Source organism: Pseudarthrobacter sp. PH31-O2, from assembly GCF_030063265.1.
GTDB lineage: Bacteria > Actinomycetota > Actinomycetes > Actinomycetales > Micrococcaceae > Arthrobacter.
In genome coordinates, this window is the sequence record NZ_JASIST010000002.1 from 424,207 (window position 1) to 439,054 (window position 14,848).

Genomic DNA, 14,848 nt, shown 5'->3' on the forward strand with positions numbered 1-14,848 from the left:
TGGCGGCGAACGACTGACACGCCGCGCCGATTGTTCGAATATCTGTTCGGGTAGGGCTATGCTTTTTTTAGAGCTTTTTCCACATATGCGGGGCAGGCAGACAACTCTGTCGGTGGGTGCCGGTAGTTTCAGTATCGACCGCAAACTGATCGTGACCGCAGATCAGGAACAGTACACAGGGCCCGAAACGGCCACTCCACAGCGAGAAAGTATTAGAGGTGTGAACCATGGCCGCAGCCCCGGATCGCCAGAAGGCGCTCGACGCAGCGCTTGCCCAGATTGACAAGCAGTTCGGCAAGGGCTCGGTAATGCGCCTGGGCGACGAAGTCCGTGCGCCTATCGAGGTCATTCCCACCGGCTCCATCGCCTTGGACGTTGCGCTGGGAATTGGCGGCCTGCCGCGGGGCCGCGTTGTGGAAATCTACGGTCCGGAATCCTCCGGTAAGACCACCGTGGCACTGCACGCTGTCGCCAATGCCCAGCGCCTGGGCGGCATCGCCGCATTCATCGACGCCGAACACGCACTGGATCCCGAATATGCCGCCAAGCTAGGCGTCGACACCGATGCGCTGCTGGTCTCCCAGCCGGACACCGGCGAGCAGGCCCTGGAAATCATGGACATGCTGATCGGCTCCGGCTCCCTGGACGTTATCGTTATCGACTCCGTCGCGGCGCTTGTTCCCCGCGCGGAAATCGAAGGCGACATGGGCGACAGCCACGTGGGTCTGCAGGCCCGACTGATGAGCCAGGCCCTCCGAAAAATTACCGGCCGCCTAAGCCAGACCAAGACCACGGCAATTTTTATCAACCAGCTGCGCGAAAAGATCGGCGTCTTCTTCGGGTCCCCGGAAACCACCACCGGTGGCAAGGCGCTGAAGTTCTACGCGTCCATCCGCATCGACGTTCGCCGGATCCAGACCCTGAAGGAGGGCGCGGACTCCGTCGGTAACCGCACCAAGGCAAAAATCGTTAAGAACAAAATGGCACCGCCCTTCAAGATCGCCGAGTTCGACATCATTTACGGCCAGGGGATCTCCCGCGAGGGCGGCATCATCGACATGGGTGTTGAACACGGGCTGATCAAGAAGTCCGGGTCCTGGTTCACGTACGACGGTGACCAGCTGGGCCAGGGAATGGAGAACTCCCGGCGTTTCCTGCGCGATAACCCCGAGCTGGCCACCGAGCTGGAACGGCTTATCAAGGAGAAGCTGGGCGTCGGAGTGAAGGCCCCCGCCGAGACCGAAGCATCCCCAAAGCTGAAGGCCGTTGACGGCTTCTAACCGCCGGCCGCGCCAGGGGGCGGGGTTCCCCGCCCGGAGCCCTGCCCCCGCCAACGAGAGGGATGCCGGGGTTAGCGCGGACCCGGCGGCCCTTGCCCGTGCAATTGTGCTCCGGCAGCTGACCAGCGCGCCCAAGACCCGGCTGCAGCTTGCCCGCAAGCTCGCGGAACGGGACGTACCCGACGACGTTGCCAACGCCGTGCTCGACCGCTTCGAAGAAGTGAAGCTCATCGACGACGCGGATTTCGCCGACATGTGGGTGCGGTCCCGTTCGCAGAGCCGCAAACTCGCCAAAGGGGCACTCCGGCGCGAACTCACCGAGAAGGGCATCGACTCGGACACCGCCGCCGCTGCCCTCGAACAGCTCAGCGACGCGGCCGAGGAAGATGCGGGCCGCGAACTGGTACGACGGAAACTCCGCGGCCTGACCGGCTTCGCGGACCGCGCAGAGCGCGACAAAACCACCCGCAGGCTGGCGTCCATGCTCGCCCGCAAGGGCTACCAACCTTCCCTGGCGTTCCGGATCGTCGGCGAAGTGCTGGATGCGGCCGTTGCAGGGTCCGGGCCGGAATCCTAGGAAACCCCGGCACGGCGCCGACCCGGTACCCTTAGCAGGTGAGTTTGACCATTCCCTCCCCAGCAGCCGGCAACACCCCTTCCACGGACGCCTCGTCGGCACCCGGCGACGGGCCGGTGCCTGTGCCGCCCCGCACCTACCAGGTGCGCACTTACGGCTGCCAGATGAATGTGCACGACTCCGAGCGGATGTCCGGAATGCTCGAAGCGGCAGGCTATGTTCCCGCCGCCGGCGACCTGGCCGATGTTGTGGTCTTCAACACCTGCGCCGTGCGGGAAAACGCCGACAACAAGCTCTACGGCAATCTCGGCATGCTGGCGCCGGTCAAAGCCGCCAACCCGGGAATGCAGATCGCCGTCGGGGGATGCCTGGCGCAGAAGGACCGGGACACCATCCTGAAAAAGGCTCCGTGGGTGGACGCCGTCTTCGGAACACACAATGTCGGCGCCCTGCCGGCGCTGCTGGAACGGGCCCGCCACAACAACGAAGCACAGCTCGAAATCCTCGAGTCGCTCGACGTTTTTCCTTCCACACTGCCCACCAAACGCGACTCGGTCTATTCCGGCTGGGTGTCGATCTCCGTTGGCTGCAATAACACCTGCACCTTCTGCATCGTCCCGGCCCTGCGCGGCAAAGAAAAGGACCGCCGCCCGGGAGAGATTCTGGCCGAGATTCAGGCGCTCGTGGCCGACGGAGCGATCGAAGTAACCCTATTGGGCCAAAACGTGAATTCCTACGGCGTGGAGTTCGGTGACCGGCAGGCGTTTTCCAAACTGCTGCGCGCCTGCGGTGATATCCCGGGCCTGGAACGGGTGCGCTTCACGAGCCCGCACCCCGCCGCTTTTACAGACGACGTCATCGACGCCATGGCAGAGACCCCGAACGTGATGCCGCAACTGCACATGCCACTGCAGTCCGGCTCGGACAAGGTCCTCAAGGAGATGAAGCGGTCGTACCGGTCCACCAAGTTCCTCGGCATCCTGGACAAGGTCCGCGCGAAGATTCCGCACGCCGCAATCTCCACTGACATTATCGTCGGATTCCCAGGCGAAACCGAGGAGGACTTCCAGGCCACCCTTGACGTTGTGGAGAAGTCCCGCTTCGCCACAGCCTTTACCTTCCAGTACTCCAAGCGGCCGGGCACGCCTGCCGCGGAGCTGCCGGACCAGCTCCCCAAAGCCGTTGTGCAGGAGCGCTTCGAACGCCTTACCGCGCTGCAGGACAGGATTGCGGCCGAGGAGAACGCCCGCCAGCTCGGCCGGCGCGTCGAGGTGATGGTTACCGCCCATGCCGGGCGTAAGTCCGAGGAAACGCATCGGCTCTCCGGCCGGGCACAGGACCAGCGGCTGGTCCACTTTTCCGTGCCTGACGGCGCCGAGACGCCCCGGCCCGGTGACCTCGTTACGGTGACCATCACCGGGGCAGCGGCGTTCCACCTCGTCGCCGACCCGGCGACCGTGGCGGACTTCAGTCTTCGACGTTCCCGCGCCAGCGACGCCTGGGACAGGTCGCAGGCGGATTCCTGCGGCGCCCCCGCCCCGGGATCGTCAGCCGGAACGAAGGGTGTGTCCCTGGGCATCCCGGCACTGCCCGTGCGCAGCAGCTAGCCCGTGAAAGCCTTGCAGGACACCCCGGCCGGCCTGGAACCTGTCGCGGGGACCGGCGCCACGCCGGGACTGCCGGTGATCGCCGTCGTCGGGCCGACCGGCTCCGGCAAGTCCGATCTTGCCGTCTCGCTGGCGCTGGAACTCGACGGCGAAGTCATCAATGCCGACTCGATGCAGTTCTACCGGGGCATGGACATTGGCACCGCGAAAATCACCGAGGCCGAACGCAGGGGAGTGCCGCACCACCTTCTGGACATCCTGGACGTAACCGAGGAAGCCAGCGTCTCCGACTTCCAGCAGCACGCCCGAGGGCTCATTGCCGCCATCCATGCCCGCGGCAAACGCGCCATCCTGGCAGGGGGATCCGGTCTCTACGTCCGCGCAGCCCTTGACGTGCTGGAATTCCCCGGCACCGATCCGGTCATCCGGAGCAGGCTGGAGACCGAACTGGAAATCGACGGACCGGCGCTTTTGCGTGCGCGGCTCGAAGGCGTGGACCCGGTTTCCGCGGGCCGGCTCGGCGACGCGCGCCGGATTGTCCGTGCCCTGGAGGTGTTCGAGCTGACCGGGCGGCCGTTCAGCTCCTTTATGCCCAGCCGCGAGTACTTCCAGCCCGCCGTCCAGATCGGGCTCGAGGTGGACCGTGAACGGCTCCGGGAACGGCTTGCCCGCCGGGTGCACACCATGGCTGACCGCGGGCTGCTGAACGAGGTCAGCAGGCTGGACGCGGCCGGACTCCGGCGGGGCAAAACAGCACCCCGGGCCCTCGGCTATGCGCAATTCCTCAAGGTCCTCGACGGCGAATCCGACCCAGCTCAGGCAGTGGCGGAAACCATCGTCGCGACCCGGCAGTTTGCCCGGCGCCAACTCACCTGGTTCCGCGCCGACCCCCGAATAGGCTGGCTCGACTGGCAGGACCCGGAACTGTTGGCCAAGGCCGCCGCGCTTTGCGGCGGAGCCGAGTGACCGGAACGTGGTGCCACGGCCGTTTTCCAGCGGCACGCCCCGCGACGGTACCCTTGGTGCATGGATGAAGACTTGGCCGTGGCCACTGACCGTAAACCCTCCGGGGACAGTGCAGCCCTGGGCGGGCTGAAGTTTTCCAAAGGCCACGGGACGGGCAACGACTTTGTCCTGCTCGCAGACCCCCACGGCACCCTGGCGGTCACCCCGGAGCAGGTTGTCGCACTGTGTGACCGTCATCTGGGAATCGGCGGGGACGGACTGATTCGCGCCGTCCCGTCCCGGCTGCTCGCCGAGGGCCGTGAACTGTTGACGCAAAACCCCGAGGCCGAGTGGTTTATGGACTACCGCAACGGCGACGGCTCACTGTCGGAGATGTGCGGCAACGGTGTCCGCGTCTTTGTCCACTTCCTGGTCAGTGAAGGCCTGATTGAGCTTCCGGCCGGCGAAGCAACGACCATCGGCACCCGGGGCGGCGCCAAAACAGTCGTTCGCACCGCGTCCGGCTACGCAGTGGACATGGGCCCCTGGGAATTCATTTTCCCGGGCGAGGCCACCGCCCGGTCCATGGATTCGCTGGTCAGCGCCGCCGGGTTGGAAGTGGCACGGCCGGCGCTCTCCGTCAGCATGGGCAATCCGCATACGGTTGTGGCGTTGGCAGAAGCCGCTGAACTGGATGGCACGCAGCTCTTTACCGCACCCCACGTTGACCCTGCACCGCCGCACGGCACCAACGTCGAATTCGTGGTTCCCGCCGAGCCGCTGGTCCACGAGGGCGTCGGTACCATCACGATGCGCGTATATGAACGCGGAGTCGGGGAAACCCAGTCGTGCGGCACCGGCGCCTGCGCCGCGGCCGTCGCGATCCGCCACTGGGCCGGCCAGGGTGCCCCGGACGCCTGGAACGTCCACGTCCCCGGTGGTGTGGTCGGCGTGAAGTTCTTCCTCGGCGCGGAGGGGCACGAGCATGTCGAACTCAGCGGCCCCGCCGTGATCGTCGCTAGTGGGACGCTTTCCTGACCCGAAGGATCCGAAACGACTTCGACGTGCTCTCCCGGGTCACGGTGAAGCTGCTGTCCAGCTCCGCTGCGAGCCAGCGCTGAAGGGAATCGGCACCGAGGTTCTTTTGCACTACCAGCCAAGCTGAGCCGCCCGGAACCAACCGCGGCAGCCACCGGAGCAGGAGTGCGTGCAGCTCGTCCTTGCCGATCCGGATCGGCGGGTTGGACCAGATGGTGTCAAAGCGAAGTTCAGGGTCGACGGCGTCGGGCGTGCTGGCCGTGACATTCTTCAGTCCCAGCAGCGCCGCGTTTTCGTTGCTCAGGGTCACGCAGCGTTCGTTGACGTCGACGGCGTAGACGTGTGAGTGGGGTGCCCGCAGGGCCATGGTCAGTGCGATCGCGCCCCAGCCGCAACCGATGTCCAGCAATGTCCCCTGCGGCGCCGGCGCCGGGGCCTCGGCCAGCAGCACGGCAGTGCCTTTGTCGACACCGTCCGGGCTGAAGATGCCCGAGGACGTCTGCAATTGCCGGGTTGCCCCGGCCAGTTCCACGGTGAGTGGCTTGCGGGTGAACGGCCCGGCCGGCTGGGCGGTGAAATAGTGTGCAGACTCCATAACCTGCCAGAATAGTTGCCTGCCTGCGCGGATGGGAAACCGGCAGGAGCCAGGTGCGCCGCCGGGCGGGGGCCAGTGCGTCCGGTCCGGGGGAACTTCGCCGTCTGCTAGGCTTAAAAGCATGTTCTTGAACTTCAAGTAGCCGGCCCGGGTTAAATCCCGTCCCCGCAGCGACGCAGGTAGTCACCTTCCGCCCAGCGCGCCACCCACGATGCTCCCGACATGGACCCACCGCTGGCGCCCGTCCCACTTGGAGATTGGCAGTGCTTGTTGCGGCGCGGCCTGCGGAGCGTCTCTTCCTCCTCAAGGCGCCAACCGTGCCTGTTCCCTTTCCCGCCGCTCCGATGAGGAGCCCACCATGCCCGAAGCGCCGTTGCCTCAGGCAACCCAGGAGTCCCGTTTGACCAATAGTCGTCAGCCCAGCGCGAATACCGCCCCACGCAGCACCGATCGGCACTATTCTGAAACTGCCAAACCTCTAAAGGAGACCATGACCAGTCAGCCCAACACCGGACCCGATTCAGCAGCCCAGGACATGAGTCCTGCGGAAATCCAGGCTGTCATCGACCGGATCCTCGCCAAGGACACCCCTGCCCGGGAGCCAGCCCAGACTGCCGGTGCGCCCGCCTCGGTGCTTGGCAAGGCGCAGGCCATTTCCCGGCGGGGCGAAGAGCACAGCAGCTACGACGGCGACCAACAGGACCTCGAGGAACGCCACGCACTGCGCCGGACCGCCGGGCTCTCCACCGAGCTTGAAGACGTCACCGAAGTCGAATACCGCCAACTTCGACTTGAGCGCGTCGTCTTGGCCGGGCTCTGGACCGAAGGGACCCTCGCGGATGCCGAGAATTCGCTCCGCGAACTCGCCGCACTGGCCGAGACCGCCGGTTCGGAGGTCCTCGACGGGATCGTCCAGCGCCGCACCAAACCCGATCCCGGTACCTTCCTCGGCTCCGGTAAGGCCCAGGAGCTCAAGGACATAGTGATGTCCACCGGCGCGGATACCGTCGTCGTCGACGCCGAACTGGCACCCTCGCAGCGCCGCAGCCTGGAGGACATCGTTAAGGTCAAGGTCATCGACCGGACGGCCCTGATCCTGGACATCTTTGCCCAGCACGCCAAGAGCCGCGAGGGTAAAGCCCAGGTGGAACTCGCACAGCTCGAATACCTGCTTCCACGGCTGCGCGGCTGGGGCGACTCGATGTCACGCCAGGCCGGTGGCCAGGTAGGCGGCGCCGGCGCCGGCATGGGTTCGCGTGGTCCCGGTGAAACCAAGATTGAACTGGACCGCCGCCGGATCCGTACCCGGATGGCCAAGCTGCGCCGTGAAATCGCTGCAATGAAGCCGGCGCGGGAAACCAAACGGGCCAACCGCCGTCGCAATTCCGTGCCGTCGGTAGCGATCGCCGGGTACACCAATGCCGGCAAGTCCTCGTTGCTGAACCGCCTGACCGACGCCGGAGTCCTGGTGGAGAACGCCCTGTTCGCCACGCTGGATCCGACGGTGCGCAAAGCCGAAACCTCGGACGGACTGGGCTACACCCTGGCAGATACCGTCGGCTTCGTCCGTTCGCTGCCCACCCAGCTCGTGGAGGCATTCCGCTCCACCCTTGAGGAAGTCGCGGACGCGGATCTGATCCTGCATATCGTCGATGTCTCGCACCCGGATCCGGAAGGCCAGATCGCGGCCGTCCGGGCCGTCTTCAGCGAAGTCGACGCCCGCAAGGTGCCGGAAATCATCGTCCTGAACAAGGCCGACGCCGCCGACCCCTTTGTGATCGAACGGCTTAAGCAGCGCGAACCACGCCACATTGTGGTGTCGGCACGCACCGGGGAGGGTATCCCGGAATTGCTCAAAGCCATTAGCGAAGGCATCCCGCGCCCCAGCGTGAAGCTGGAACTCTTGATTCCCTACAACCGCGGGGACCTGCTCAGCAAGCTGCACGAGACCGACGCCGAAATCATCAGCTTGGACCACGAGGAAGCAGGCACCCGTGCCGTGGTGATGGTGCGTGAAGGCTTCGCCGCTGAACTGGATTCGTTCATCAGCAATGACTGAGGCAGCGGTGACCGGGGCGGAAGCCGACACGGACCACCAGGCGGGAACCGCCCGGGCAGCGGAGGACGCGGCCACGGCGGTCCCAGTGGACCCCGCTGGGACTGAACCGGAGGCAAAGCCGCCGGCACGAACAGGTGCCCAGGCCGGTGCGGAATTCGTCGTCGAACTGCTCGACCGCGCCGTGGCGGGAATGGGCGGCCAGAGCCGGGACGGCCAGCACGAGATGGCCCGGCAGGTGGCGCACGCGATTGACAGCGGCGACCACCTGCTGGTCCAGGCCGGCACGGGCACCGGCAAATCCCTCGCGTACCTGATCCCGCTGATCGCCCACTCGCTGGTCAGCGACAAGCCCACACTGGTCTCCACCGCCACCCTTGCCCTGCAGACCCAGATCGTTGGCAGGGACCTGCCCCGGCTGCTGAAGACCATTACCCCGGCGCTGGACCGGCCGGTCAAAATTGCCCTCGTCAAGGGACGGTCCAACTACGTGTGCCGGCATAAGCTCGACGGCGGCTTCCCCTCGGAAGAGCCGTCCGAAGGCCAGCTCTTCTCGCTCGGGGAGGATACCTCCGTGCCGCATTTTGCCGCCGCGATGGGCGGCCCGTCCTCCCAGCTCGGCAAGGAGGTCGTCCGGCTCCGCGACTGGGCCGAGGACACCTCGACGGGAGACCGGGACGAGCTTTTGCCAGGGGTCACCGACCGTGCGTGGCGGCAGGTCTCAGTTACCTCGATGGAGTGCCTTGGCGCGCAAAAGTGCCCGCTGGCGGCAGAGTGCTTCAGCGAACTCGCCCGCCAGAACGCCGCGGACGCCGACGTTGTTGTCACCAACCACGCCATGCTGGCGGTCAGCGCCTTCGAGGGCCTCGCCGTGCTGCCGGAATACGATGTTGTGGTGGTTGATGAGGCCCATGAACTCCAGGACCGCGTGACCGGTGCGGTCTCCGGCCAGCTCTCCGTCGCGATGGTGCACGCCGCCGCGTCCGGGGCCCGGAAGCACACCGGCATTACGGTGGACGCGCTGAACAACGCCGCCGCCAACCTGGAACTTGCCATTGAGGGCGTCCCCGGCGGGCTGATGCCGAACGGGCTAAACAGTGAACAGCTGGACTGTGTCGACCAGTTGCGGGACGCGTGCCGCGCGGCCCTCTCGGATTCCAAGGGGGACAGCGCCAACACGGCCGACGGCGGCCGCCAGCTGGCGCGCTCGCGCCTGATGGTGATCCTGGAGCTTTGCGAACGGCTGCTGGCGGCGCGGGAAAACCGTGAAGTGGTCTGGTTTTCCCGCAACAGCACCTTTGACCCGCAGCAGGGCTACTCCCAGCCCGAAGAGTCCGCGCCCGCCCTGGTCAACATCGCTCCGCTCAGTGTCGCCGGCCGGCTCCGTGAGGGCCTCTTCGCGGACCACACTGTGATCCTGACCTCCGCGACCCTGGCGATCGGCTCCGCGTTCGAACCCGCCGCCGGCGGCCTGGGCCTGGTCGGCCCCGGGGCACCCAGCTGGACCGGCGTCGACGTCGGCTCGCCCTTCGAATACCCCAAACAGGGCATTCTCTACGTCGCCAAGCACCTGCCCAAGCCCGGCCGCGGCACGTCCCCGGAAGCCCTCGACGAACTCGAGAAGCTCATCCGCGCCTCCGGCGGCGGGGCGCTGTGCCTGTTTTCGTCCCGCCGCGCCGCCGAGGACGCAGCCGAGGCGATGCGGCCGCGGCTGGACGTCAGCATCCTCTGCCAGGGCGACTCGACCATGACCGCGCTTGTAAAACAGTTCGCCGATGAACCGGACACCTGCCTCTTTGGCACCATGTCCCTGTGGCAGGGTGTCGACGTGCCCGGCGCCTCCTGCCGCCTCGTGGTGATCGACCGGATTCCGTTTCCGCGTCCCGACGACCCGCTGATGACTGCCCGGTCCCGCGCCGTGGCACAGGCCGGAGGCAACGGCTTTATGAGCGTTTCCGCGACCCACGCCGCCATCCGCCTGGCCCAGGGCGCCGGCCGGCTGATCCGGACCACCACGGACAGGGGAGTGGTGGCTGTGCTGGATTCACGGCTGTCCACCGAACGCTATGGCGGATTCCTCCGGGCGGCGTTGCCGCCATTTTGGCCCACCACCGATCCCGTGGTCGCCATGGCTGCCCTGGAACGGCTTGGGAAGGAATCCGGGCAGCCCGCTAGCGGCCGCTGACGGGACGTTTTGCAGTGCTTTGGTGCTCCCGCCCGGTTCCTTGAACCGTGCCAGGGCTGCAGCACCGGACCCTCGGCATTCCCGCCGCCGGCCCTCCAGCAGGGGCCAGGGAACCTAAGGGGCGCAGGGAACATCAGGGGCCAGGGAACCTAAGGCGGGCAGGGAACCGGGTCGAACGTGCCGGGGGGCATAAGGCCGCGGCCGGGCTACCGGCCCGCCGGGTCCTGGCCGGATCAAGCCGGCACCAACGCGGGCTACAGCGAGCGCAGTACCGAGACGACTTTGCCCATAATGACGGCGTGGTCGCCGAGGATGGGCTCGTACTGCGTGTTCTGCGGCAGCAGCCAGGTGTGGCCGTCGCGCTGGCGGAAGGTTTTAACAGTGGCCTCGTCGTCCAGCAGCGCCGCCACGATGTCTCCGTTGACGGCGTCACCCTGCTGGCGCACCACCACCCAGTCGCCGTCGCAGATGGCTGCATCGATCATGGAATCCCCGGCGACCTTGAGCATAAACAGCTCGCCGTGGCCCACCAGCTGGCGGGGCAACGGCATCACGTCCTCAACGACCTGATCAGCCAGGATCGGACCGCCGGCCGCGATCCGGCCCACCAGCGGCACCATGGCGGTGTCGGTGGCACTGCTCAGCTCGGACATGGACAGCCCGCCCACGGTCCGCAGCCCGCCGGCCTTGGCGGCTGGGATCTTTGCGCTTCCCTCATCGAGGGTCAGCGGCATCAGCACTTCCATGGCACGCGGGCGCTTCGGGTCGCGCCGCAGGTAACCCAGCTTTTCCAGTTGTGCGAGCTGGTGGGTGACGCTGGAGAGGCTGGCCAGTCCTACCGTGTCGCCGATCTCGCGCATTGACGGCGGGTAGCCGTTGTCCGTCACGGAACGCTGGATAGTTTCCAGAATCTTCTTTTGCCGAACGGTAAGGCTCTTCGGTGGCCGGGCCGCCTGCGGGCCCCGCTGGGTGGCCCTGCCGCCAGTGGCTTGTGCTGCCATGTTCGCCAACGCCTTTCCGTTCCGCCCGGCTGCCGTGGCTGCGGCTGCCGGGAACTTCCGGCCTGAAATGTCAGACCCTGCTGATCAACTGCAGAAGTGGTTGTTCTTTGAGTCAAACCTAGGCCAGCCACACCGCTTTTTCAAACATTTGTTCTAGCGAGTCTCGACAATGTTCGTTCATAAGTGCTAAAACAGAACTAGCAAGATTCGAACATGTGTTCTATTACTTAGTTGCCCGTGCAGGGCATGGCGTTCGGTTGTTTGTTCGAAAGTTAGGCCGGTTGGCGGCACGTATGTGGAGTGCGCCGGGCGGCACAGTATGGTCCAGGAAGGGCTCAGTTCATGTCAGCATCAAGCGCGTTTCACGACACTTTCGGCCGCGACGCATTCGGCAACTACGGCCGGCCCGACGCCGGCGCACCCGGCGGCGGGTCCGCCCCTGCCGTGCAGGACAGCCCCGGCAGCCGGCAGCTCGCCGCTGTCCGCGGGCCGCGCGCCCGGCAGGCGCCGCTGAAGCTCACCCGCCGGGGGCGCCTTGTTTTTATCGGCGTGCCGCTGATGCTGCTGGCCGCACTGATTTTGACCCTGAGCGGCTTCCTCAACGCGCCCGCCAAAGCGGCAGAGTCCACCGGTGAGTTGTCACCCACACCAACTGTCACCGTGACGGTGCAGCCGGGGGAGTCGCTCTGGGCCATTGCCGCCGCCGTGGTGCCCGGCCGCGACCCCCGCGACGTCGTTGCCGACATCATCGAGCTGAACAACCTCGGAGCCGCACGCGTGGTGCCGGGCCAGGCCCTTTTCATTCCGTCCACGTAGGGCCGTTGAGCGGTCGGTCAGGTGTCACAGTTTCCGGGCCCGCGGCGATCTCACTTAAACTAGTGAGGTGACTGACCAGTTAGAGCGCCTGAACCGACTTCCCCTCCGGACCAATCTTCGCGGACTGACGCCCTACGGTGCGCCGCAGCTTGACGTTCCCATCCTGCTGAACGTCAATGAAAACACCCACGGTGTCCCGGCCGATGTGCTGGCCGCGATCTCGGAGGCGGTTACCGTTGCTGCCGCTGGCCTGAACCGCTATCCGGACCGCGAGTTTACGGATCTGCGCGAAGCCCTTGCGGAATATTTGGGCCACGGGCTGGGTGCGGAGAACATCTGGGCGGCAAACGGTTCCAACGAGGTGCTGCAGCAGATCCTCCAGGCCTTCGGCGGTCCGGGGCGCACTGCCCTTGGTTTCCCTCCCACGTACTCCATGTATCCGCTGCTGGCCGCCGGAACGGACACCGGATACATCACGGGAGTCCGCGCCGGGGACTACGGCCTGAGCGCCGGCTCGGCCGCCCGTCAGGTCCGGGAACTGCAGCCGAATATCGTCTTCCTGTGTTCCCCGAACAACCCCACCGGCACGGGGCTGGGCCTGGACGTGGTGGAGGCCGTTTACGAGGCCGGCGAAGCCAGCCAGACGATAGTGATCGTCGACGAGGCCTACCACGAGTTCGCCCACGACGGCACACCGAGCGCCCTCACCCTCCTGCCCGGGCGGGAGCGCCTGATCGTCTCGCGCACCATGAGCAAGGCTTTTGCCCTGGCCGGTGCCCGCGTTGGCTACATGGCGGCCGCGCCGGAGGTCACCGATGCCCTGCGGCTGGTGCGGCTTCCGTACCACCTTTCGGCGATCACCCAGGCAACAGCCTTGGCCGCCCTGCGGCACCGGGTCGCCCTGATGGCAGATGTTGAGGACATCAAGCGGCAGCGGGACAGGATAGTTGCCGAGTTGCAGCGTATGGGCCTCAAGCCTGCTGCCTCTGATTCGAACTACGTCTTTTTTGGCGGTCTCGACAGTCCGCACGAGGTCTGGCAGGGGCTGCTGGACGCGGGTGTGCTCATTCGGGACGTTGGCATTCCCGGGCATCTGCGGGTCACTGCGGGCACTGAGACGGAAACCACAGCCTTCCTCGAAGCCCTCGAGCGACTCCTGGCCGGCCGCGCAGCGCCGCCCGCCTAGACTTAACACCGGACATCCACACTGCCTGCATACCGGGCACCGTCGTCATCCAAAGGACACCCACATGAGCATCCCCGGATCAACCGCTACCGAGGGCCGGACCGCACGCATGGAACGGACCACCAGCGAATCTTCCGTACTTGTCGAGATCAACCTGGACGGAACCGGCGTCTCGGACATCAGCACCTCGGTCCCGTTTTATGACCACATGCTGACGGCGTTGAGCAAGCACTCCCTGATCGACATAACAGTCAAGGCCACCGGGGACACACACATCGACGTCCACCACACGGTCGAGGACGTCGCCATCACCTTCGGCGAGGTCCTGCGCACCGCCCTCGGCAACAAAGCCGGGATCCGGCGCTTCGGCGAAGCAACCGTCCCCCTCGACGAGGCGCTTGCGCACGCCGTGGTGGATGTTTCCGGCCGCCCGTACCTCGTCCACGGCGGCGAGCCTGCCGGCCAGGAATACCACCTGATCGGTGGACACTTCACCGGTTCCCTGACCCGCCATGTGTTCGAAGCGATCACCCTGCACGCAGGGATCTGCCTGCACATGAACGTCACCGCAGGCCGGGATCCGCACCACATCGTTGAAGCCCAGTTCAAAGCCTTTGCCCGGGCCCTGCGTGCGGCCATTGAGCCTGATCCGCGCGTCGAAGGCATCCCTTCGACCAAGGGTGCCCTGTGACCGGCAAAGTGCTGAAGGACGGCGCCATCACCAACCCGGATGCCGGCAGGAAGCCAGCGTCGCCCGAGGGCAAGCCAACAGTCACGGTGCTCGACTACGGATCGGGAAACATCCGTTCTGCCGTCCGCGCGCTCGAACGGGCCGGCGCCGAGGTTATCCTCAGTTCCAAGCCGGACGATGTGCTCAACGCCGATGGTCTCGTGGTCCCCGGCGTGGGCGCGTTTGAAACGGTGATGCGCGAACTCAAAGCCGTGGACGCCATCCGGATGATCGGCCGGCGCGTCGCCGGGGGCCGCCCGGTGCTTGCCATCTGCGTTGGCCTCCAGGTCCTCTTCGAAGCCGGCGTCGAGCACGGCACCGAAGTCGAAGGCATGGGGGAGTGGCCGGGGAAGGTCGAGCTCCTCCCCGCCGACGTGGTACCGCACATGGGCTGGAACACGGTTTCCGTTCCGGCTGGCTCCCGGCTCTTCGCAGGTGTCGAAAGCGAACGCTTTTACTTCGTGCACTCCTACGGTGTTCAGGAGTGGGACTTCGAGGTGGTCCAGCCTCGGATGAGCGCGCCGCTCGTTACGTGGTCGGAGCACGGGGCGCCGTTCATTGCGGCCGTGGAAAACGGCCCGCTGTGCGCCACCCAATTCCACCCCGAAAAGTCCGGCGACGCCGGTGCCCGCCTGCTCCGGAACTGGGTCGGGGGTTTGCGGGGACGAGCCGGGACGGCGGTAGCCACAAGCCCGAGGGCCGCCCCGGCCGACGCAGCCCCGGAAGCCGGGACCGCCTAGATGTGGTCCTTGGTCCTGATGGGGCTCGCCGGGCTGCTCGTCGGCGGTGCGCTGTCCTTCCGACAGCAGAAGAGTCCGCGCTGGGTTCAGGC

14 protein-coding genes are annotated in these 14,848 nt (G+C 66.2%); 12 read left to right on the top strand and 2 right to left on the bottom strand.

Annotated features, from left to right (window positions below):
* The first annotated feature begins 227 nt into the window (after positions 1 to 227).
* The 5 genes from recA to dapF all read left to right on the top strand — a co-directional run bounded on the left by recA (position 228) and on the right by dapF (position 5,447).
* The gene (gene recA, locus QMG72_RS05810) at positions 228 to 1,280 is read left to right on the top strand and encodes a recombinase RecA (protein ID WP_226774368.1); all 1,053 of its coding nucleotides are present in this window, start codon (positions 228 to 230) and stop codon (positions 1,278 to 1,280) included.
* A 103-nt stretch (positions 1,281 to 1,383) separates the two neighbouring features.
* Positions 1,384 to 1,857, top strand: coding sequence for a regulatory protein RecX (locus QMG72_RS05815; protein WP_283480005.1), 474 nt, complete (start codon positions 1,384 to 1,386; stop codon positions 1,855 to 1,857).
* 38 nt (positions 1,858 to 1,895) lie between these two features.
* Positions 1,896 to 3,464, top strand: coding sequence for a tRNA (N6-isopentenyl adenosine(37)-C2)-methylthiotransferase MiaB (gene miaB / locus QMG72_RS05820; protein WP_283479977.1), 1,569 nt, complete (start codon positions 1,896 to 1,898; stop codon positions 3,462 to 3,464).
* A gap of 12 nt (positions 3,465 to 3,476) precedes the next feature.
* Positions 3,477 to 4,430: a tRNA (adenosine(37)-N6)-dimethylallyltransferase MiaA gene (miaA, locus tag QMG72_RS05825; RefSeq protein WP_283480007.1), complete on the top strand. Its 954-nt coding sequence runs from the start codon at positions 3,477 to 3,479 to the stop codon at positions 4,428 to 4,430.
* 60 nt (positions 4,431 to 4,490) lie between these two features.
* Complete coding sequence (gene dapF / locus QMG72_RS05830; RefSeq protein ID WP_283479978.1) at positions 4,491 to 5,447, top strand: diaminopimelate epimerase; 957 nt, start codon at positions 4,491 to 4,493, stop codon at positions 5,445 to 5,447.
* Here dapF and QMG72_RS05835 read toward each other — a convergent pair.
* The gene (locus tag QMG72_RS05835) at positions 5,428 to 6,042 is read right to left on the bottom strand and encodes a class I SAM-dependent methyltransferase (RefSeq protein ID WP_283479979.1); all 615 of its coding nucleotides are present in this window, start codon (positions 6,040 to 6,042) and stop codon (positions 5,428 to 5,430) included. The genes dapF and QMG72_RS05835 overlap by 20 nt on opposite strands.
* Before the next feature lie 490 nt (positions 6,043 to 6,532).
* Here QMG72_RS05835 and hflX point away from each other — a divergent pair, with 490 nt between their 5' ends.
* Complete coding sequence (gene hflX / locus QMG72_RS05840) at positions 6,533 to 8,101, top strand: GTPase HflX (protein WP_283479981.1); 1,569 nt, start codon at positions 6,533 to 6,535, stop codon at positions 8,099 to 8,101.
* On the top strand, positions 8,094 to 10,283 hold the full coding sequence (locus QMG72_RS05845) for an ATP-dependent DNA helicase (RefSeq protein WP_283479983.1): 2,190 nt from the start codon (positions 8,094 to 8,096) through the stop codon (positions 10,281 to 10,283). Before hflX ends, QMG72_RS05845 begins: the two co-directional genes overlap by 8 nt.
* A 254-nt stretch (positions 10,284 to 10,537) precedes the next feature.
* Here QMG72_RS05845 and lexA read toward each other — a convergent pair whose 3' ends face one another.
* Positions 10,538 to 11,284, bottom strand: coding sequence for a transcriptional repressor LexA (gene lexA, locus QMG72_RS05850; RefSeq protein ID WP_283479984.1), 747 nt, complete (start codon positions 11,282 to 11,284; stop codon positions 10,538 to 10,540).
* A 342-nt stretch (positions 11,285 to 11,626) separates the two neighbouring features.
* On the opposite strand from lexA, the gene QMG72_RS17745 reads away from it, so the two are divergent.
* From QMG72_RS17745 to QMG72_RS17820, 5 genes are all read left to right on the top strand, one after another.
* Positions 11,627 to 12,100 carry a LysM peptidoglycan-binding domain-containing protein gene (locus QMG72_RS17745; protein WP_349358961.1) on the top strand — a complete coding sequence of 158 codons (474 nt, stop codon included), beginning with the start codon at positions 11,627 to 11,629 and terminating at the stop codon, positions 12,098 to 12,100.
* Between the two features lie 67 nt (positions 12,101 to 12,167).
* Positions 12,168 to 13,286 carry a histidinol-phosphate transaminase gene (locus QMG72_RS05860; RefSeq protein WP_283479985.1) on the top strand — a complete coding sequence of 373 codons (1,119 nt, stop codon included), beginning with the start codon at positions 12,168 to 12,170 and terminating at the stop codon, positions 13,284 to 13,286.
* Between the two features lie 64 nt (positions 13,287 to 13,350).
* Positions 13,351 to 13,977: an imidazoleglycerol-phosphate dehydratase HisB gene (hisB, locus tag QMG72_RS05865; RefSeq protein ID WP_226773804.1), complete on the top strand. Its 627-nt coding sequence runs from the start codon at positions 13,351 to 13,353 to the stop codon at positions 13,975 to 13,977.
* A complete protein-coding gene (gene hisH / locus QMG72_RS05870; RefSeq protein WP_282359389.1) occupies positions 13,974 to 14,756 on the top strand; it encodes an imidazole glycerol phosphate synthase subunit HisH in 783 nt (260 codons plus the stop codon). The genes hisB and hisH overlap by 4 nt, the downstream gene beginning before the upstream one ends.
* On the top strand, positions 14,757 to 14,848 hold a 92-nt coding region (locus QMG72_RS17820), incomplete at its 3' end, for a CG2302 family histidine operon protein (RefSeq protein WP_502934651.1).

What these genes read in the sequence shown, in the direction of transcription:
- hflX (WP_283479981.1), top strand. Translation starts at nt 6,533, where the DNA reads ATGACCAGTCAGCCCAACACCGGACCCGATTCAGCAGCCCAGGACATG.
- hisB (WP_226773804.1), top strand. Translation starts at nt 13,351, where the DNA reads ATGAGCATCCCCGGATCAACCGCTACCGAGGGCCGGACCGCACGCATG.
- dapF (WP_283479978.1), top strand. Translation starts at nt 4,491, where the DNA reads ATGGATGAAGACTTGGCCGTGGCCACTGACCGTAAACCCTCCGGGGAC.
- QMG72_RS17745 (WP_349358961.1), top strand. Translation starts at nt 11,627, where the DNA reads ATGTCAGCATCAAGCGCGTTTCACGACACTTTCGGCCGCGACGCATTC.
- QMG72_RS05845 (WP_283479983.1), top strand. Translation starts at nt 8,094, where the DNA reads ATGACTGAGGCAGCGGTGACCGGGGCGGAAGCCGACACGGACCACCAG.
- lexA (WP_283479984.1), bottom strand. Translation starts at nt 11,284, where the DNA reads ATGGCAGCACAAGCCACTGGCGGCAGGGCCACCCAGCGGGGCCCGCAG.
- QMG72_RS05835 (WP_283479979.1), bottom strand. Translation starts at nt 6,042, where the DNA reads ATGGAGTCTGCACACTATTTCACCGCCCAGCCGGCCGGGCCGTTCACC.
- recA (WP_226774368.1), top strand. Translation starts at nt 228, where the DNA reads ATGGCCGCAGCCCCGGATCGCCAGAAGGCGCTCGACGCAGCGCTTGCC.